Source organism: Kribbella sp. NBC_01245, assembly GCF_036226525.1.
GTDB lineage: Bacteria > Actinomycetota > Actinomycetes > Propionibacteriales > Kribbellaceae > Kribbella.
Genome location: NZ_CP108487.1, coordinates 6,470,051 through 6,489,616 on the forward strand (window position 1 = coordinate 6,470,051; position 19,566 = coordinate 6,489,616).

The 19,566-nt window shown below is 63.8% G+C and carries 15 protein-coding genes; 14 read left to right on the forward strand and 1 reads right to left on the reverse strand.

The annotated features are described in order from the left end of the window. Nucleotides 1-93: 93 nt before the first annotated feature. The 14 genes from OG394_RS29560 (at nt 94) to OG394_RS29625 (ending at nt 17,687) form a co-directional block, all read left to right on the forward strand. Nucleotides 94-846, forward strand: coding sequence for a hypothetical protein (locus OG394_RS29560; protein ID WP_328990414.1), 753 nt, complete (start codon nt 94-96; stop codon nt 844-846). Nucleotides 847-900: 54 nt separating this feature from the next. After that, the gene (locus OG394_RS29565) at nt 901-1,053 is read left to right on the forward strand and encodes a hypothetical protein (RefSeq protein WP_328990415.1); all 153 of its coding nucleotides are present in this window, start codon (nt 901-903) and stop codon (nt 1,051-1,053) included. 75 nt (nt 1,054-1,128) lie between these two features. Further along, the gene (locus OG394_RS29570; protein ID WP_328990417.1) at nt 1,129-3,126 is read left to right on the forward strand and encodes a DEAD/DEAH box helicase; all 1,998 of its coding nucleotides are present in this window, start codon (nt 1,129-1,131) and stop codon (nt 3,124-3,126) included. A 94-nt stretch (nt 3,127-3,220) separates the two neighbouring features. Further along, nucleotides 3,221-3,778 (forward strand): DUF7694 domain-containing protein, encoded by a 558-nt coding sequence (locus tag OG394_RS29575; protein ID WP_328990418.1) that lies wholly within the window; start codon nt 3,221-3,223, stop codon nt 3,776-3,778. 48 nt (nt 3,779-3,826) lie between these two features. Next, on the forward strand, nt 3,827-4,186 hold the full coding sequence (locus OG394_RS29580) for a hypothetical protein (protein WP_328990419.1): 360 nt from the start codon (nt 3,827-3,829) through the stop codon (nt 4,184-4,186). Nucleotides 4,187-5,189: 1,003 nt separating this feature from the next. Next, entirely contained in the window at nt 5,190-5,714 is a 525-nt protein-coding gene (locus OG394_RS29585; protein ID WP_328990420.1) for a hypothetical protein, read from the forward strand. Between the two features lie 401 nt (nt 5,715-6,115). Continuing rightward, a complete protein-coding gene (locus OG394_RS29590; RefSeq protein WP_328990421.1) occupies nt 6,116-6,310 on the forward strand; it encodes a hypothetical protein in 195 nt (64 codons plus the stop codon). Between the two features lie 434 nt (nt 6,311-6,744). After that, on the forward strand, nt 6,745-7,671 hold the full coding sequence (locus OG394_RS29595) for a hypothetical protein (RefSeq protein WP_328990423.1): 927 nt from the start codon (nt 6,745-6,747) through the stop codon (nt 7,669-7,671). A 103-nt stretch (nt 7,672-7,774) separates the two neighbouring features. Beyond that, the gene (locus OG394_RS29600) at nt 7,775-8,770 is read left to right on the forward strand and encodes a hypothetical protein (protein WP_328990424.1); all 996 of its coding nucleotides are present in this window, start codon (nt 7,775-7,777) and stop codon (nt 8,768-8,770) included. 36 nt (nt 8,771-8,806) lie between these two features. Beyond that, on the forward strand, nt 8,807-10,039 hold the full coding sequence (locus tag OG394_RS29605) for an AAA family ATPase (protein ID WP_328990425.1): 1,233 nt from the start codon (nt 8,807-8,809) through the stop codon (nt 10,037-10,039). A gap of 45 nt (nt 10,040-10,084) precedes the next feature. Continuing rightward, complete coding sequence (locus OG394_RS29610; protein WP_328990427.1) at nt 10,085-11,779, forward strand: hypothetical protein; 1,695 nt, start codon at nt 10,085-10,087, stop codon at nt 11,777-11,779. An 87-nt stretch (nt 11,780-11,866) separates the two neighbouring features. Beyond that, nucleotides 11,867-13,798, forward strand: coding sequence for an AAA family ATPase (locus OG394_RS29615; protein ID WP_328990428.1), 1,932 nt, complete (start codon nt 11,867-11,869; stop codon nt 13,796-13,798). A 302-nt stretch (nt 13,799-14,100) separates the two neighbouring features. Next, on the forward strand, nt 14,101-16,911 hold the full coding sequence (locus OG394_RS29620; RefSeq protein WP_328990430.1) for an ATP-dependent helicase: 2,811 nt from the start codon (nt 14,101-14,103) through the stop codon (nt 16,909-16,911). Between the two features lie 107 nt (nt 16,912-17,018). Next, complete coding sequence (locus OG394_RS29625) at nt 17,019-17,687, forward strand: hypothetical protein (RefSeq protein WP_328990431.1); 669 nt, start codon at nt 17,019-17,021, stop codon at nt 17,685-17,687. Here the strand turns inward: OG394_RS29625 and OG394_RS29630 are convergent. Next, the gene (locus OG394_RS29630) at nt 17,655-19,127 is read right to left on the reverse strand and encodes a hypothetical protein (RefSeq protein ID WP_328990432.1); all 1,473 of its coding nucleotides are present in this window, start codon (nt 19,125-19,127) and stop codon (nt 17,655-17,657) included. The two genes, OG394_RS29625 and OG394_RS29630, sit on opposite strands and share 33 nt — an antisense overlap. Between the last annotated feature and the right edge of the window lie 439 nt (nt 19,128-19,566).

Consider the following 19,566-nt stretch of genomic DNA (forward strand, 5'->3'; position numbering starts at 1 on the left):
ACCTGTGCGGCGATCAGTCGGGTCCCGAACCCGAGGGGCGGACAACTGAATGAAGACCGCGACCGCCCGAAGACACCAACACAAGGCAGATCGATGAGCCGCGGCCTCACACGATCGAACCGCCAAAACACGACCGCCTTCGGCCGCATCACGAACCACGACCTCCTGGGCTTCGACCAAGCCGCCAGGGATCTGATACTCAACGCGATCGCGCAGGGCTGCACCGGCAGGGTCTCAGCCAAAGGCCACTGCATCCTGCGCAACAACACCGCGGAGACCGCCTCGGTACCGCGCAACATGACCGCTCCGAACAGGGCGTCCCGCAACGCCAAGGCTCAGATACGCCGGCTGCTGGCTACGCACCGCCTGGACGAGGACCCCGAACAAGACACCCTCGCCGAACCATCGGAAATACCGAGACCGATATCGATTGCCCAGGCATTCAACGACTACGCGGGCGCGTTCTCTTCGTGGCTCGACGAGCAGGCCGACGGCCTGCCGGGGGACGCCGCGATAGAAGTCCGGTTCGACCAGAGCGGCGCACCCACGTTCCGGCTGAGACCGCACCCGGCATCGGTCGTATCCGACGAGCGCCTTGCGTGTGAAGAGAAACCGAAAATTCCTATGACGACCAGCTCTAAGACATCACGCCGCCCGCACGAGAAAGAAGACGATCACCCGAGCCTCGTTCCGCAACGCGTCCGCGAGGCACGCAGCACGACGACCACCATCGCTGAGCTGCAAGCCGAGAACCAGAGCCTGCGTGCCGAACTCGAGTGCCAGCGGAACAGAGCCGACGAAGCCGAGGCACGGATCGCACTGGTCAAGGATGCCCTCGGCGTCTGAACCAGGAAGCAAATCCAGCACATCAGGTCGTCACGCTGAACAGGAGTACCAGGTATGCGCCGGATCCCAATGAAACGACAGCACAACGCTGGGCCTGAGGCCGGCGCGAAGGAGGACAGGCAGAAGCAACTCGCGATTCCGGCAATCGTCGGCATCTGGCTCCTGTCCCTGGCCTGCCTCGCCGGCGCCTGGGCACTCCTGCGCTGACCAGCACCAAGGCCGGCCCTCCATAGACCAACGACGAAAGGAGGCAGCCGGCCAGTCCAAGGCGGCTCGCCCACGATGACCACTCTCGCCACAACCCCGCCCTCGGCCCCGCGCCTCATGCCGCATCAGCAACACACCGTCGACTTCATCGTCGACCACCCGTTCGCCGGTATCTGGGTAGACGTCGGCGGCGGTAAGACGCTCTCCGTCCTCAGTGCCCTGCAACGCATTCGGCCCATCGGCCACATCCTCGTGATCGCCCCCATCGCGGTTGCCCGCTCCACCTGGATCGACGAGATCGAAGACCGAGGCTTCAACATCCGCACCAGGTCACTGATCGTCGACGAACGCGACCGGAAACTCTCGCGCGAGCGCCGGGTCCAACGGTTCCGGCAGGTGCTGTCCGACCCGCCGACCATGTACTTCATCAATGCGGATCTGCTCACCCAGCCGTCCCAGCAAACCAAGGTGATCACACCAGTAGTGAGCAAGAAGGCAGACCCGGTCATGTCTGCGGAGGCGGCCCAGATCCTGCAGCTGGTGCGAACCCGAAGGATGCTCAACTACGACGAACTCGTTACCGAATACCGCGACCTGGCGGCCACAGATCCCGGCCGCCCGACCTCGGCCAAGTCCAAGATTCACACCTGGGTGCAGGAGCTACGCAACGCCTCGCTGATCACATCGGTGTCGTGCGCCTGCCGCACCTGCTCCGGAGCCGGCTGCCCCGAATGCAGGTTCGGCCTGGTCGACCAGATGCCGATCCAAGACCTCAACGGTCAAAAGACCCTCATCTGGCCGTTCCAGACCATCATCATCGACGAGAGCCACGCATTCAGATCCCACTCCTCAAACCGATTCAACGCACTCAAGGCCGTGCGCCCCGCAGTCACCCGGCTGATCGAGCTCACCGCCACGCCAGCGCCGAACGGCCTCGAGGGCCTGTGGAGCCAGGCCTACCTCCTCGACCAAGGCAGGGCTCTGGGAACCGACATCGATGCGTACCGCGAACGCTGGTTCACCCCGACGGTCATCCCGGACTCCAAAGCGCCCCCGAAGTGGAAGCCCAAGCGGGGCGCCGAGCAGGAAATCCAGCAGGCCATCGCACACCTGGTGATGAGCGCCCAGAACACGTCAATCAAGCTGCCGCCACTCACCGTGGAGGACGTCCACGTCCGCCTAGCTCCCGACCTGATGACTGCCTACCGGGAGTTCAAGCGCGACCTCATCGTCCAGATCGTCAGCCAAGCCGCGCTGCAGAAAGCCGAGCTCGCCTACGCCGACTGGCTGCGAAACTCCGCCGAGCCCGAAGCCCAGACGATCCGCACACACCTGGCGACACTGACCGGCGACGACCTACGCGATGCCCACGCGACGTTCCGCCAAGCAACGATCGGCAAGTTCCTCCACCAACCCGACGAGCACCTCGTCCGCACAGTTGTCGCCGACAACCGGGGCGTGCTGATCAGCAAGCTCATGCAGTTCGCCTCAGGCACCCTCTACACCTCCGACCCTGACGACCCGAGCACCAAAGGCCAGTACGAGATCATCCACGACGAGAAGATCCAGAAGACCTCGCACCTGATCCGCCAGAACGCCGGAGAACCCGCGCTGGTCGCTTATCACTTCAAGTCGGACAAGGAACAGCTGCACACCCGTCTGAACAAGACAGGCATCCCTACCGAGGTATTCGACGGCTCGCGCACGATGATCCGCCGCTGGAACGCCAAGGACATCCCGGCGATGCTGATCCACCCGGCTTCGGCCGGCGCCGGCCTGAACCTCCAGCGCGGCGGCTCCACGCTGATCTGGTACACGCTGCCGTTCCTGCTCGACTATTACCAGCAGACCATCGGCAGGCTGTACCGCCCCGGGCAGACCAAGCCGGTGAAGGTCTACCGGATCATCACCGCCGGCACGCAAGACGAGCGCATGCCTGGGGTCTTGTCCACCAAGCGGCAGATCCAGGACCGGCTCCTCCGGTACGTCGACGTCGACAAGGCTCTACTCGCCGCGCTCGACGACGAGATCCGAAGCGACCTCAACGACCTCTGCTCCACCCTGCGGCTCTGAGGCTCAGCCCGTGCGCCGCAACCGCCAGGGTCGGCTCTGCCCAGCCGGCGGAGCCGACCCGGGCGAACAGCGCAACCGACAGGAGAACACGACGATGCCCAAGACCAGAAAATCAGGCAACCCGGCTAAAGCAGCCGGAGGCCGGCAGCGATGGACCCGATTCGTCCAGCACGAGAACACCACCACCGGCGAGCAGGTCTGGCAGAACAGCCGCTACATGGTGCTGGTCGCCACTCGCAACGACCGAACCGTTCGATGGGGCGGACTCGAAGGTACCCATGATGCCCACCTGTCGTTTCGCCGCCGCGACAGACAGCCCGAACCGATCACCTGGCGAGACCTGCAACGGATCAAGTCCGAGTTGTGTGGGTCAGATGCCGAAGCCATCGAGTGTTTCCCTGCCGAGTCACGATTGATCGACGGCAGCAATCAACGCCACCTATGGGTCTGGCGGGCAGGCAACCTGAACAGTCCACAGTTGGGTTGGTACAGCGGCCGCGCAGTGCTGGACGAAGTGCTGTCCGAGGCCGACGCTGCCCCGGTCGCGCCGCTCGTCACCGTGCACGGAGGCAAGCTGTCCAACGCTCGGCAGAACCCGTTCGAAGACGGCGCCGATGCCAACCTGAACCACCAAGGCGTGATCTGGTCATGACTCACCAGCTGGCCCTGCTTCACCACCTGCAACAGCGGAGGTGCGACCATGCGTGACTTCACGTCCAGAAGCAACAATGACGACGCGGCCTCAGATCAATTGCCGCTGTCCAAGCCCGCGGATACAGGCATCGTTTTCGATGATGCGGCTTCAGCTGATGACCTATCGGCCAGCGGAATTCTCAAGAAATCAATTTCTGACATGGCCGGCCCGCACGGGATTCGCAGCATTACGTTCGTCGAGCCCCAGGAAATCGTCGATGCGCGTGCTCACATCCGGCACCGTGAAAACAATTTCCTGCACGTCACCGATGGCACGCCAGACGGCTGCCTGTGTGGTTACCGCGCTCAGCATGCCCCTCCGAAAAGGGCGCCTGACTGTCCTGTCTGTCAGCTCCTGGACTGCTAACACGCGCGCCTTCATGAATGCGATATTTCGTCGTGGGCATCGCCCGTGACGAGCGTGCCGGCGACATAGCCTGAGTGCCGAAACTGGGTGCATCAGATGCGCTCCGTGAACGGCTGCCCGGGCCGGAACTCACGGTTGGCGATCGGTCCGGCGGTCAGGAGGTCGCCCAGTCAGGTGCGGATGCCGGTGCGCATGAGCGGCGCCATCTGTCGAGACGGTTTCACAATTCTCCACAAACCGTCACAGTCCGTATTTGCGCCAAAACTCACTGCGCATTTGATCAAATGTGGCCGAATCTGCCTGGATCGGCAGATGCGATTGTGTATCCCGCATACCTGGCAATGGCCGTGCGGATGCACGTGCATGTGCGGGTGCTGACGCCTGTGCGCGTGCATTCAAGGCAGTTGACAACCGGGTGTATGGGCGTTGCAGGTTCGTGCAATCGAGACCGATTGGTCTTGATTTGGTCTATTGCCGGAGGCAATGATGGTCGGCCTATTCATGGATTCGGAGGTTAGTTGCTGAGGACATCCAGGGTTCCGGAGTTGGTTTTCCACATGTCCTCTCTGCCTCGGGGCGGCTGCTGCTTGCAGCAGCTGGGGATCTTGTGGATGGCAGTGCCGCGGTCTGTATACAACACGCCCATGTGTGTACCGGCCCGGAGACACTCAGGCGATCGAACAGCTCGACGGGGGTCGGGAAGCGATGCTCAAGCAGTGCCGACGTAGTTATCCACAGATCCACGATTTTCCTCCGCGATGGGCCGGAGGAGTGGATAGTCTTCTGTTGCTGGTTCACCGGCCAGTGGGGGGAGCAGGGAGGGGGGCCGAGACGGTTACTAGACGGGAGGTGGTTGCCGTGCGAAACGGCAGTTGTCAGCGGGTGGTCCGGACCAGACAGGCTGATGACGGGTTCAACGAACGGATCCACGAAACCGGTCATCGACGAGTTTGCATCGGGTTTCACCGCACTCCGCGACCGTGCGCGTGAAGGGGGAACGCCGATGAGCAATCTGCAGCCCGAGGCACCCAGCCCGGGCGAATTCCAGGGTTACAACAGGGCCCGCTGCCTTATGTGGTGCCATGAGGCCCGGGCCCGCGTGTTCGAGCGTCTCAACAAGGAGACGGCTTTCATCAGAGACACCTCGGTCGAGGCCGTCCACGTCGACAACACCAAGCTGGCCGATCGGGTCTTCCTGACGGCATTCGACGATGAAGGCCGCGTTGTCAGCGGCGACACCCTTTACAACGACGAGCCCGATCAGCGCCTGGAGGTCGCGTCGGAGTTCGACCACGACTTCACTCACATGGAAGTCCCACCCGGGTCGGACCTTGAGAAGGTTGTTGCCCGCGAGGACGGCTGGGTCGTCAACATGGAAGTGGTGCGGGAATACGACGTCGTCGACGATCGCCGGAAGACGCAGCGTGCCGTGGTACTCGCGCATCTGCCTGACCTGATGAAACGCGGCGAGGCTCGCGGCTTCCTGCTCGGCCAGGACGAGCCCGACGAGGAGGCTGATGCCGAGTGAGAGAGCCATTGCTGCCGTTCACCTGCCGACCCAGAAGACCCGCCCGGATGCACTGAGCCCGGCGGGTCTCCTACATTTGGGCGGCTCGGGCTCCGTGCGGCCGTCTACTGCGACGATCAGCGCAGCTGATCCGGCAGGGGCAGAGCAAAGGGTGACCGCAGCAGCACGAGGATGCTGTCGACAACGTCCGGATGAATGTGGACGGTTGCAGCGGACCGACTGACGTCGGTCTCGGGTGCGATGTGGTGCGGCATCAGAGCCGGCCGAGTGGTCCACGCCCGCAAGCTTGCGGCGGCATACCGGATTGCTCCTCCATCACCCGCTGCCATCACGCCGGACAGTCGTCCGATGCGCGGGTGTCGATGCCCCTCACCCCGTGAATGCCGGACGAAGGAACAGCCATGGACGAGCGGTGTATCGGGCCTGGCTTCTGGGAGATCGACGGGTTCCGTGTCGAGCGCCGAGCCAGGCTCTGGGGCGTGTACCTATCACCCAACACTGAGCCGGTGTTCGAGCATCGCACGCTCAAGTGGTGCCGGCAGTTCGTCACGGACGGTATGGCGCATGACGCGCTGACCGACAGGCGCCGGCGATAGCCCTCCCCGGAACCCGCGTAGCGACGCCTTGTTGACATGACTCTTGCCATGGGCACCGAGCTCGTCGGCCGCAGCGGGAAGCCAGCAGTGAAGACCGCCGCCTAGATCAAGCCCAGGCTCCGAGTGCTACCAGCCGCGGCCGGCGCACTGACTGCGGCTCCTGATCGCCGAGCTGCATGTACCTGCCCGAGACCTGAAGGACGTCGACCATCGGCGTCGGACCTGCCTCTCCCAGGTCCCCACTTGCCGTTGGCTTTCTCCAACGCTGCTGGACGCCAAGCCGGCTGAGGTTCGCCTGAGCCGGGAGGCGGTCCAGTTCCCCGATAGCGCCAGGTCACCCGATCTGAGCCGAGATCGACGCGGCAGTAGCTGAGCTCCGACGGGCTCCCTGCTCGAAGACCCAGACCAGCGAAACACCTAGAAGGAGCGCCATCATGGCCAACTATTCAATCTCTGCCACCCAGCTCAGCGAGGGGGAAATCGTCCTCATCCGCGGCAAGCTCGGCTTCTCCCGACTGACCCGCCTCATCGACGGTGCCCAGCTCGAGGCATCCGACGCGCGTAAGGTCCAGAGCGGGGGGATTGCCGTTGGGAAGCCTCACACTACGGCGCTCATCACCCAGGCCGAGCTGATCTGCAAGGACCCGGCCAATCCCACGGTGGAGGAGCGTTACGTCGCCGAGCGACGCTTCGCCTCTGCCAAGCACCCGGATACCGGTGCGAACTACTCAATCGACAGCAAGGGCAGCCTGCCGGGCATCGCAATCCCCGGCGATGACGGCAAGGTGGTCCAGGACGACTCCGGCCGGGAACTGGCCCAGGGCCTCGACGTGACTCTGGTGCTGCGCGTCTACAAGCCGAAGGGCTACTCCAACCGCGGGCTGTCGCTCGATCAGGTGATCGTCAACGAGCCTGTTCGCTACTACGTGGGCAACACCAACGCTGCCGAGCTCGCCGCTCGTGGCATCGTCTTCGCCGCGCCGCCGCAGAGTGTGCAGGCGGCCGCGGCTCCCGGCGCCGAGCAGCACGGGGCTGTGGCCACGGCCGTCGACGACGGAACCGGCACCGTGATCGACGAGAACGGCTTCGCGCTACCTGGCCCATCGGCCCATCAGCCGCAGCAGGCCGCACCGGCCACCGCGGCGGCGCCCAACTCGGCGCCCGCTTCGCAGGCAACCGCGCCGGCGGCGCAGCAGGAAGAGACTCTCGAGGCCAAGCTCGCGCGGCTGGAGGCGGAGAACTCGGCGCTCAAGGACGCCGGCTCCGCCATCGGCACTCCGTTCGCACTGACCGCTCCGGCAAGCCCGTGGAGTGACGACTCCCCGGCCGGCGAGACCGCGGGGATCACCTATCAGGGCTGAAACCCGACGCCCGACGTGGCCCCTGCACCGAACATTCCTGCAGGGGCCACGTCATGCCTGCTCGCTCCGTCGACACCACCGCCGTCCTTCAGGAAAGATCGCGATGACGCTTGACGATCCCCGCATCAGGTTCGCCGACTTCTATGCCAACCCGGCGGTTCGCGCGCTTGCGGGCGCTGCCCGGTGGACGATCTCCGGCAGCCTCGGCGATGACCCCGACGACCCGACGACCACACGTAAAGCACCCATCGACCTGCGCGCCTTGCTCGACCGCAACTGGCTGCGAGGTGCCTGGACGCTCGACGAGCAGTGTCTCGTGGTGCTCGACGAGCTCACCGACAAGCTCCCGGCGGCTACCAACACCGCCTTCTACCTGCGTGCGCTCACCGACGGCCTCATGGTGATCGACATCGAGCCAGATTGCCCGCCGGAGGTCGCCGCCCAGCTGCTGGCACTGCCTGCCGTCCTGTACTGCGAACAGTCGATGTCTGGGCTGGGTTTCCACCTCGTGACTGCGCTGCCGGACAACTTCCATGCGTTTCCTGTCGCCGCCGGCAAACGGGTGCTCCGTGAGGAGCACGGCTGGTACGAGATCTTGCTCGATCATTGGGTGACGTTCACCCGTCGCCCGCCTGCACCCGACGTCCTGGCCCGTGCCACGGCGGGGCCGGCGGGGCAGTTCGCCACGGTCGAAGACCTGTACGCCTTCCTGGCCCAGAATGCGCGAATCCCCTCAGCGTCCGCCGCTGACGTCAACACCGGCGTCGAGGCCCCGGACATTCCGGGTGGAGCACAGATCGTCAGACAGACGGTTGCCGGCGCACGCCGCAGGTTCAAGACTCTCGACGACTTCGACGGCGACCACTCGCGACACGAATTTTCAGTTCTGGGCACGCTCCACCATCAGCTGCTCAATCACCTGGTCGAGCACATGTCCGTCGGCCGCAGCTTCTCCAGCAGCGATCAGGCCTGGTTGCTGTTCCAGGCGGCCCAGCAAGTCATTCCACCGCGCGCGAAGCACAACGAGCGCCGCAATGGGCGCCCGTTCCTGCTCGACCGCGCCGCGGCGATGGTCGCCCAGCCGACGTCCGGCTCCTGACCTCCCTGTCAGCCCACCACAGAAAGCATCCTCACTATGCGCTTCAACGACACGCTGTCCGAGATCATCCGCCAGGACCTCGAGATGAACATCGTTCCCGCCCTGATGGGCGAGCCCGGCATCGGCAAGTCCTCCTGGGTCGAGGCGCTGGCCTACTCGATGAACACAAGGGCCTTCGTGCTGCCGTGCAACCAGCTCGCCGACAAGGCAGATCTCACGGGTGCGCGCCTCGTGCCGACCAATGGGGGGTCCTACAAGCAGGTCTTCTACCCCCACCACGTCATCCAGGACTGCATCGACTATGCCGAGGCGAACCCGCGCGAGTGGCCGATTCTGTTCCTCGACGAGATCAATCGAACAACCGCCGACGTTACGTCGGGCGCGCTGACCTTGGTCACGCTGCGCTGCATGGGGCACGTCGAACTGCCGAAGAACGTCCGCATCATCGTGGCCGGCAACGACAAGGGCAACGTCACCACGCTCGACGAGGCGAGCCTGTCCCGCTTCTCGATCTACCGGGTCGAACCCGAGGCCGCGACGCTCATGAACATCCTCGGTGACGACCTCAACCCGTGGGTGAGGAAGGTCCTGACGCAGTATCCGGCACTCGTCTTCCAGAAGGCTATGTCGGGCATCGCCGCAACTGACGGGCCCGACGATGACGACGATGCCACCACGTCGTCATTCGCCGAGCTGTTCGACTCCGGCGAGGAGATGAACCAGCTGACGACGCCGCGAACGATCGACAACCTGTCGCGCTGGCTGAACAAGGCCACCCGTGACCAGCTGTCGCGCTACCTGGCCACGCCGACGACGATTGGAGACCGTGAGACCTACGTCCTGAACGAGGTGATCGAATCGCACGTGGGTAACACGGCGTTCGCTGTGCAGGTTGTCGCGGTCATCGCCGAAGACCTTGCCAGCGGTAGCGGCCAGGCGGTGTCCAACCAGGTTGTTGTCCCGAAGCCGAACTGCTACGCAGAGCTCAAAGCCGCACAGTCCGTGACGGACCTGTCGGCGCTGATTGCGGACCTGACCGACTCTGACAAGTCCGGTTCGCTGCTCTACGCGCTCAGGGATCACGAGGACAACACCCGGCTGATCGAACAGCTCGCCCAGGCGACGAACCAGATCGAGACGGCTCATCTGCGGACCCTGTTCGAGATGCTCTCTGCTGCCCAGGCAGATAGCCAGAACGTCGAGGCCTTCCTCAACAGTGGGACACCGGTGGCCGAAAAGGTCAAGCCGATGATCTCGGCGTTCCTGTGATCGAGGCCTGCTCACCGGACACCCCGAAAGGAGGGGCCAGCCATCATGACAATCACCGTCACCAACCAGAAGCCGGCCGTGCTCGACCCAGTCCACACGATCTCGTGCAAGGGTGACTACGATCCACTGCCCATCCTCGGATCTGTCGTCGTGGACCCGCTACGAACGCCACTCAACCCCGGCGCCACGGCGAGCATCACCGATGCGCACGGCAACGACATCGGGCCGGATATCGAGCAACTGCTCATGTCCTGCCTTGCCGAGACCGTGCAGCCGTCGGCTGAGCAGACCATGAAGGAGATCCTCGGTCAGACCCTGGTCAGCTACGACCAGGGGACGACCCTGCCGGTGGGCGAACTGTTCGCTGCCCAGGCAGGGCGGGCACACAAGCTACCTGCGCCCAGCCGGACGGTCATCTACACGGCGCACCAAGACGTGATCCCCGCTGCCAAGGCGCTCTTGTCGGGATCCGGCGACAGCAACGAGTTCTTTGCGGCCCTGGCCTACGCCTACCACCCGGACACGCTCGGGTTCTGGTTCCAGTCCGCAGCCGCATTCGACGACTTCAAGGCCTGGCTCACTGTTCAGACTCAGGCCATGAGCGCCGCGCTGCCAGTTCAGACGGTCCGGCTGCTCGGCGACTTTGCCGCGCTGCCGCTCAAAGGCCTGACCGAGTCGCTTCAGCTGCGCGTCGACGATGCCGACGGCAACGACGAATTCTCGTTCGCGCGGGTGATCGTGCACATGCTGATGCTCTACGTCGAACAGCAGCGTGCGGGTGCGCACCTCCAGCAGGGAGTGGCAACAGGCTGCACGTCCGGGGTTTTGGCCTTCACCATCGGAGAGCTGTTTTGCCCGCGGTCGCTCGTGCTGGTGAACGTTGAAGCGCATGCCCGGGCGCGTGCAAACAAGATCACCGCCGAGTGGATGATCATCAACCAGGCACTAGCTGCGCCGGTGAAGGTCGTCTCAAATCAAGCGTTGTCGAAGCTCACGACCCTGCAGCGCGCGACAGCCCGGGCCAAGGTTCTGGCCGGCGCACAGCAGACCGGCTGGCCGACAGGCCGGGCCGCCCGGGTGATGTTCCGCAAACAGCCGCCCTCGAAGGTCGACCTGTTCGCAGCGCTCACCCGGGTGCTGAAACGGATGGGCAAGGTCAATCGGTCACAGAACATCTTCCGCAGGTCGAAGACGACATTTCTGAAGGCGAACCGCCGTGATCCCGACGACTTCAACAAGGCCGGTCGGATCACCAGCGTGAGCTACCTGCCCGATCTCCACCTCTACGTCGACACCTCCGGGTCGATCAGTGAGGCGAACTATCAGGAGGCGGTGCTGATGCTCATCCGGATCGCGAAGAAGCTCAACGTCAATCTGTACTTCAACTCGTTCAGCAGCGTGCTCTCGCAGGAGACGCTGCTGAAGGTGGAGAACAAATCCGTCACCCACATCTGGCGGGAGTTCCGCAGGGTCCCGAAAGTCAACGGCGGAACCGACTACCTCCAGATCTGGCGCTACATCAACGCCAGCGCGGTCCGCAAACGCCGGCTGAGTCTGGTCATCACCGACTTCGAGTGGACTCCACCCTCGACCCGTGAGGACCACCCAGCCAACCTCTACTACGCGCCCTGCGGAGCCATGGACTGGGACTCCATGGTCAGCAACGCGAAACAGTTCACGAGGGCCATGCAGCACATCGACGCGGCCACCGCGCAACGACTGCTGGGAATGATCGCCTGAGCCTTCGCTCCCCAACGACGGTGCTGCCCACTCGGGCGGCACCGTCGTCCCGTCTCGCCACATTTCACCCGCGAAGGAGCACGATCAATGGGCCTCCAGAACTTCACAGGCCGTCCCGACGATGACACGGGTTCGCCGAGTGGACCCGGTGGCCCGTCCGGCTTCGCTGTCGGTCTGCCCATCGGAGACGACGAGGACACCAACGGCAATGTCGTTGAAGAGATGCTCATCGACTACAACGAGAAGTACCGAAACGCCGAGCCCACGCTGTTCCGCGACCGGCTGATCGAGCAGATGCTCTCGATACTCATCGGAAGGACCAAGCCCAACGCGCTGCTGGTCGGTCCCGCCGGTGTCGGCAAGACCAAAATCGTCGAAGACATTGCCCGGCGCATTGCCCTCGGCGACACCCTCATCCCGGATCGGCTCAGGAACCACACGGTCTACGAGCTACCGCTCTCGAATCTCGTCGCCGGATCCTCGCTGGTGGGTGCGCTCGAGGAGAAGGTGAAGGCGGTCGTCACCTATGCCTCGGATCCCGCGAACAAGGTCATCTTGTTCATGGACGAGATCCATCAGCTCACCACCAGATCCGACGGTGGCACCTACGGGAAAGTCGCGCAGATCCTCAAGCCCGCCCTGGCACGCGGCGACATGATCGTCATCGGTGCCACGACCATGCAGGAGGCACGCTCTCTCGACGACGACCCCGCGTTCAAACGCCGCTTCTCCCGGCTCATCGTCGACGAAATCACGCCCGAGCAGACAGGCACCGTGCTGGAGAAGATCCGGCCCGGCCTGCTGGCTCACTACGGGTACCAGATCAGCGTCACCGACGACGTTCTGGCCACCGTGGTCCGGATAGCCGACGCGAACTCGCACCTGGGATCCCACCGACCCGACAACGCGATCACGCTGCTGGACCGGGCGATGGCCAACCGAGTCCTCGAGCAGAAACGGCTCATTGCTGTGGCGAGTGCGGCCGGTGATGCCGCAGCCGTGCAGGCACTCCAAGCGATCCCGTGCGTGCCGCTCACCGAGACCCGGGTTGTCGACGTTGCTCGTCAGCTTGTCACCGGCAACGCGATGAAGAACGTCTTCGACGTCGCGTTGCTGAGCGCCGCTCTGACCGAGCGGCTGCAAGGCCAGGACTCCGTGCTCACCACCCTGGTCGACCAGATCGCGCGTGAGCAGCTGGAGGTGTTCCCGCGCACAGCACCAGTGGCCTGGCTGTTCGCCGGCGCTTCCGGGGTCGGCAAGACCGAGACCGCCAAGGTGATCTCCGAGCACCTGGCCGGCCAGGAGCCGATCGTGCTGAACATGACCGAGTATCACCACGACTCGTCCATCTCCCGGATCATCGGCGCGCCTCCCGGCTACATCGGGTCGGACTCGAACGCCGAACTGCCGTTCGATTCACTCGAATCCAATCCGCACAGGGTCATCCTGCTCGACGAGTTCGAGAAGGCCGACCGAGCAGTGCAACGCCTGTTCCTTCAGGCCCTCGACGAGGGCTTCATCACCACGGCACGAGGCAAGCGGATCGACTTCTCCAAGGCGTTCGTCATCGCGACAACCAACGCCGCCCGCGACGTCCTTGACGGCCAGCAGGTCGGCTTCGGCGGTAGCCCGAAGGCCGTTTCGAACCGCAGTCTCAAGGCAGCACTCGCGCAGTTCTTCGACACCGAGCTGCTCGGCCGCTTCTCGACGATCGTCGGCTTCAACCCCATCGACGAGCAGACCTACCGCGACGTCCTGACCGCGCACTACGCGCATCAGCGGGGACAAGCCGTCGACGCTAAGCCTCGGCTCAACCACGTCCTCCCCGCAGCGCTCCCGGACGCTGAGCTGTCTGCCATGTCCGAGCGAACCTTCGTACCCAGCCATGGGGCTCGTCCCGCCGCGCGTGCAATCAGGGTCTGGATCGAAGACGCCCTGATTGCCGCACAGACGACACCTCCGATCACCGCGGCACAGCAAGTTGCTCCCGCCCCGGACGACCCCGAGCTCAGCGACTGAACATCAGCTGAAAGCAACAGTCCGGACTCTCGGGTACGTGCGCGGTCCTGGCGCAATCCACCGCGCGCTGCCTTCGGCGCGCGGTGCCCGGGGCCTCACGGCCCCGACGGGTGGGAACACGAGGCATCTGCCCACCTCTTCGCGAACCCTTCGCGGCTCGGCTCGCCGAGTCGCACCCAGTGGTCACCGCCTGCGCCTTCACAAGCAGGAAGGAACATCACCGGCCCCTCTTCGCGCAGCACGCCGATGCCATGCGGCATGCCTTCCAGCCCCTTCTCGCCGGATCACAGAAAGCGCGCACAATGCCTCTCCTACTTGACGACATCGATCTCACGATGCCGACCACCGTCAAGGTGGTCGACCCGAAGTTCTTCTCCTCGAAGCTCACCGGCAACGGCAAACACAAGACAGGCCTGCTCCGCGGCGACCTGCGCCCGGCCAGCACCTCCCGCAACAGTGCCCATGCCGCGGGCACCATCGACCACATCGAGGTCAAGTCGAGTTCCACCCAGCACGGCATCACGACCGCCAGCATTCCGTTCGCGCCGGTGCTGCGCCGCGCACTCACCGAGGCCGGCGGCTCCTTCACTCTCGCCACTCCGCAGGACCAGGACCGGTGTGCTGTCGAGACCGGTTCGACAGACTGGGACGTCGCCTTCGACATGACGCCGCAGGGGGCCAAGCTCGTCGAAGACGCGAACGGCGGCGGCGCGAACGGCGCTCCGAAGATGAGCCGCGACTTCGTCGTCCAGTACCGGATGGAGCTGTACTTCTTCAGGAAGGGCCACGCCGAGCCCGAGCGTACGCCGATCGTCTCGACGACGTCCGGTCCCGGACATCACACCGCCGCTGCTTTCGTGAGCTGGGACAACAGCCCGATGGACAACGCGGGTGCCTTCGTGACCGAGGTCCTGCGAGCGATCGGCCTGACCCACCGAAACCCTGACCTACTGGTCGATTGGCTGACGAACGAGTTCAACATCCACGACCGCATCACCCGTCAGGCCGAAATCTGGGACTCCGAAGTGATCGCCGAAGAGATCCTCGCCTACATCGACGGTCTTCCGGCCTCGCCCACGAAGCAGCACCTCAACGCCCTCGCCGTGCAGCTGCGCTACCTGGAAAACTACAACGTCCCCCTCGAGGCCTACCGCTCGATCCATCAGAAGATCGAGACCACCTTCGACAACGAGACCGCGGCGGCATTATCCAAGCAGAACCTCAACCTGCTGATGAGTCACACGCTGTTCCACCTCGAAGGAATGAAGTCGCAGCTGACCACCGTCGCCGCGCCGGGCCTGGCCCCGGTCATGCCGGCACACCTGTCGGTCCAGCAGCGCGCTGCCCTCACGACCCACGAACCGCTCGTGATGGTCCAGGCCGGCGCAGGAACCGGCAAGAGCACCGTGATCCTCGAACGCATCAAGTACCTCGGGAGCTGCGGTGTTGCCGCCTCCGACGTCACGGTGCTGAGCTTCACCAACGCTGCAGCCGACAACATCACCGCGAAGAACCCCGACGTCGGATCGATGACCATCGCCCGGATGATCAACGACATCTACCAGCTCAATCACCCGATGCACGAGCTGTCCAGTATCGACACGATCATCAACTCGATCGACATCTTCTACCCGACCAGCGACTTCGCTGCCGGATTCCGGCTACGACTGCTCGAGGTCGACCAGAACAAGACAGGCGCGTTCACGGCCCTGAACACCTACATCGAGAACCACTTCGATGAGGTCATCGCCCTGCTCGACATGATCAAGCAAACCTCGCTCGAGCTGGAAATCATCATCTGCTACCAGCGGATCGACACCATGCTCGAGCCGACCAACGTGCAGTGCAAGTACCTGATCATCGACGAGGTGCAGGACAACTCGATCTTCGAGTTCATCTACCTGCTGAAGTACATCACCAAACACGCCCAGTCCCTGTTCATCGTCGGCGACGCCAGCCAGACCCTGTACGAGTTCCGGTCGGCGAACCCGCGCGCACTCAACACCCTGGAAGGCTCGGGAGTGTTCACGACCTTCAAGTTGACGACCAACTACCGGTCCAACCAGGAGATCCTGGACTTCGCCAACGTCGTACTCGGCGATCTGGAAACCAACCAGTTCGCCGGCATCCAGCTGCAGGCCAACTCCCTGGCAGTCCCGACGGCGAAATCCTTCCAGGAAAAGGTCACGCTCGACTACCGCGCCGTGCCGAAGCTGACATCATTCGTCGCCCAGGATCTGGCCGGCATCGTAGGCCGCACCATTTCGCGCTACGTCGATGCTTGCCTGGCCCGCGGCGAACAGGTGTGCTTCCTGGCCTACTCGCGTCGCGAGGTGACCGTGATCCAGACTGCGCTCGAACAGGTCTACCCCCAACGGCATGTCGCGTCGCTCGTCAGCGACAGAGTCTTTGCGACCGATGTCTTCTCCAAATACATCAAGCTGTACTGGAACGACGTCCTCCAGGTCCAGCCTCCCGACGCCTCGTTCGTGGTGACCCAAGGCATCAAGGACAACCTGGACAAGCTGACCAAGAACGCCGGCAACCAGAAAGTCTCCTTCGCGGTCATCGGCATGGTGCAGAAGTGGTGGCTCGAGAACGCTGTCATCATCCGCGGGTGGGAACAGCTTCACCAGCAAGGAGCACTCACGCGCGGCGACTTCTTCGAGCGACTGCGAGACAGCCTGCTGTCGTTCGAGATCCGTCACAACGCAGTGCGCCAGTCGCTGGTGAACCAGAAGAACCGCGACCGCAAAGCAAAGAACGCCGAGTCCGACGCCGACCTGGTGGTCTCGACGATCCACGGTGCCAAGGGCATGGAGTTCGACAACGTCGTGGTCCTGCACAAGGAAGGCGCCGCGACGACCCAGGCGAGCCGTCGCGAGTTCTACGTCGCGTTCACCCGCGCCAAGAAGACTGAATACATCCTGTCCTACGGCACGGTGAAGAACCCGCCGATCGAGAGCAGCTACGCGCAGATCGTCAGCCTGCTCACCAAGCGCGACGCCCAGACCGCTGCACGTGCAGCCGGCGTCGATCCGGATCTTCTGGACGACGACGGCACCGATCCCGGTGCGTTCGGCGACTTTTCCACGGTCGCCCAAGCCGTCTGACGACACGCGTCCTTCACACACCGCAGAGGTGGGTACCTCGTTCAGCGATCACGCCTACCTCCGCGGTGTTCCCCATCCAACCAACGAAGCAGCCAAGGGAGTTCGCTGTGACAGCCATCGGCGCCCATGTTGAGTCCGGCGAATTCATCGAGAGCCCCCACGCCACCTACGACCTGATCATCTGCCACGACAATCGGATCATCTTTCGCGGTCACTACGAGACGCGTGAGAAACGACTGGACCAATGCATCGGTGTCCTGACCAGCTCTGATCTCCTGGCCGGCGCGATCACTCCAGAGCGTGCCTCCATGATCCACGAACTGCATCACGCTCATGCAAGCACCAACCCCGACACGATCATCAACAAAATCGCGGAACTGTGCCGCCGATGGGACATCCAAGTCTACGAATGCACCACCTCCAGGCGGAGCTACCAGCATGTGACCTCGAGGCGGGCAGAAACGCCTCAGGTGCTCTACTCAGTCATCACTGTCTACGGTCCTGGCCAGATGATTGCCGAACACTTCCCCAACCGGGACTCCCGTACGGCCAGCCTCGTCGACCGCGCCGAGCACTTCTTCGCCTCCCCGGGGCAGATCCCTGACCTCGTACTCTGCGACGAGCAGCGCTTGGCCGCCCTTGTGGCGACGTTCCTCATGCCGGCCACGATTGCGCTGACCGAGTCCGTACTCGACGAAGCACACGGCGTCTACCGCCCGACGGGCATCGCCTCACCCCTAGGGTTAGTCCCCAGCCTGAACAACAGAGCCGGTTGATGGCGATCCGACGCATCCAGGGCGGCACCCGCTTTGCTCAGCCTGCGGGGCTCGGCGTGACGTAATGCGCGACAGATGAAGTATCACCGGCTCTTTTTCGCCGTACCAGATCATCTCAGCCTGATACTCACCACAGCTCTCGATGCGCAGCCCTGGGACGCCCCCGAATTCGCCGTCGCTGTAGTCTTTGGCGGCTAGTCGCGTGACGACATCGGGTATCTCCGGACCGTTGATCCACTCAAATCGTGCGATGTCTGTGGTCGTTTGCCACATGTCCATCCACTGTCTTCTCGTACGATCGCTGAACAGCGAGGTCCGGAGCACCGTGCCCACCTGTCCGAGCAGCAGCGCCGCCGGCGTTGCCATGAAGGTCTTGTTGTACAGCTCGTTCGGCGACAGCTCGGTTCCAGTAACGATGTCGGGGTTGCTCTCGTGGATGTGGGTTGCCAGGTCCATTTTGCTGTTCCGCTCTTGATCTGGGTGATGGGTTGAATTGAGGGTCGTGCCCGCTGGCGGTAGCCAGTGGCGGTCTTTGTCTGACGGGCGAAACTTCCGGATATGCAAGGTTGCGGATCCAAGGGTCACGGCAGTGGGCCCCGATGGATCGCCGATGTAGGCGCCGGGGATTCCAATATCTGGATCGGTGAGCGCTGACGCGATGTCCTCGACAGGGATCGGGCCGTTGAACGCGAGGTTCCACTGGCCCTTCGTCATCCACAAGGTGCGCCGTAGCCGGGGGAATGAGCCCGAGCGGTCACGCTGCAGTGGATCCCACAGCAGGGAGCCAAGGGCCCAGGCAGAGTCGGGATGCTGGCTGGTCAGCCGCACCACGATGCCCGCGACGAGCGTCTGCAGGTCTGGGTCCGCCGCAGGGATAGCTGCCGCGATCTTCGCCTCGCCGGGTGTCAACGGCTCACTCGCGTCGGTTGTATTCCACCGTCGCGGCCAGTCGTAGCCGTTACCGGCCGCGGTTGGCATTGTGTAGACGTCTTTTGCTTTCTGCGTGCCTTGCAGGCGGAGGAATCCGCCAGTGGGCAGATGCAGGAACCGGTACCACCGGCCGTACTCGTCTGCGTCGTAGCAGCGCAGGCCAGGGATTCCTGACACTGAGCCGGCGCCGCCTCTGGGCAGGATCTTCTGGATGAGGTGCTGGTGGATGTCACTCAGCAGCACCAGCTCGTTATGCCACGGGGAGATGACGATGTTCTCGCGGAGGATCTCGCAGCTGGCACAGACCGCCAGATCACCCTGCCTCGCAGCGATCTTCTCGTTCTGGTTCAAGAAGAGCATGCCGAGGAAGAACCTGAGCTCGCGCTGCTGAGGGGTGCAGACATCGAGACCATGTGAATCGTCCCGGGCGAGGTTTCGCGCGGCCAGCCACTTGGGCTCCTGCGTGTACGAGACGCGAAGACGAGCAGTGCGACCGATGTAGCGAGACATGGTTATCCCATCTAGCCCGCCCGGACAGGCAATGGGGTGTCGTAGCCGTGTGCAGCAAGGTCGCCTTCACAACGAGATGGGCATGGTCCCTGCCCTCAACTCCAGCTACGGGCCGTCCGGGGGCGTCGCAGCCAGATCTCAGCTCTCGGTCCGAGTCTTAGCGGTAGGACCGTAACACCAGCGGTGCCGCTATCGAAGCATCTGGACTGTCGTCTTGATACAGCGTGTCGCCGGAAGCGGAACTGAGCTCGGACCGCCCTGAGCTGCTGGATTCCACAGAGGATCGGCCGCCGGCGCGACCAGTCGATACAGGTTGGGCCGGTCGCCCCAGTCAGAGGAGCACCCATGGACACCAGCAATGCCGAGGTCACGGCCGAACTCCTGCCGGACTACACGTGGAAGAAGTGCCCCTGCGGACGGGAGCACGGCACCGCAAGCC

Bases quoted from the DNA above. Each gene is read 5' to 3' on its own strand.
- OG394_RS29620 (WP_328990430.1), top strand. From the start codon at position 14,101: ATGCCTCTCCTACTTGACGACATCGATCTCACGATGCCGACCACCGTC.
- OG394_RS29590 (WP_328990421.1), top strand. From the start codon at position 6,116: ATGGACGAGCGGTGTATCGGGCCTGGCTTCTGGGAGATCGACGGGTTC.
- OG394_RS29630 (WP_328990432.1), bottom strand. From the start codon at position 19,127: ATGTCTCGCTACATCGGTCGCACTGCTCGTCTTCGCGTCTCGTACACG.
- OG394_RS29580 (WP_328990419.1), top strand. From the start codon at position 3,827: ATGCGTGACTTCACGTCCAGAAGCAACAATGACGACGCGGCCTCAGAT.
- OG394_RS29605 (WP_328990425.1), top strand. From the start codon at position 8,807: ATGCGCTTCAACGACACGCTGTCCGAGATCATCCGCCAGGACCTCGAG.
- OG394_RS29610 (WP_328990427.1), top strand. From the start codon at position 10,085: ATGACAATCACCGTCACCAACCAGAAGCCGGCCGTGCTCGACCCAGTC.
- OG394_RS29570 (WP_328990417.1), top strand. From the start codon at position 1,129: ATGACCACTCTCGCCACAACCCCGCCCTCGGCCCCGCGCCTCATGCCG.
- OG394_RS29575 (WP_328990418.1), top strand. From the start codon at position 3,221: ATGCCCAAGACCAGAAAATCAGGCAACCCGGCTAAAGCAGCCGGAGGC.
- OG394_RS29585 (WP_328990420.1), top strand. From the start codon at position 5,190: ATGAGCAATCTGCAGCCCGAGGCACCCAGCCCGGGCGAATTCCAGGGT.
- OG394_RS29560 (WP_328990414.1), top strand. From the start codon at position 94: ATGAGCCGCGGCCTCACACGATCGAACCGCCAAAACACGACCGCCTTC.
- OG394_RS29600 (WP_328990424.1), top strand. From the start codon at position 7,775: ATGACGCTTGACGATCCCCGCATCAGGTTCGCCGACTTCTATGCCAAC.
- OG394_RS29615 (WP_328990428.1), top strand. From the start codon at position 11,867: ATGGGCCTCCAGAACTTCACAGGCCGTCCCGACGATGACACGGGTTCG.
- OG394_RS29565 (WP_328990415.1), top strand. From the start codon at position 901: ATGCGCCGGATCCCAATGAAACGACAGCACAACGCTGGGCCTGAGGCC.
- OG394_RS29595 (WP_328990423.1), top strand. From the start codon at position 6,745: ATGGCCAACTATTCAATCTCTGCCACCCAGCTCAGCGAGGGGGAAATC.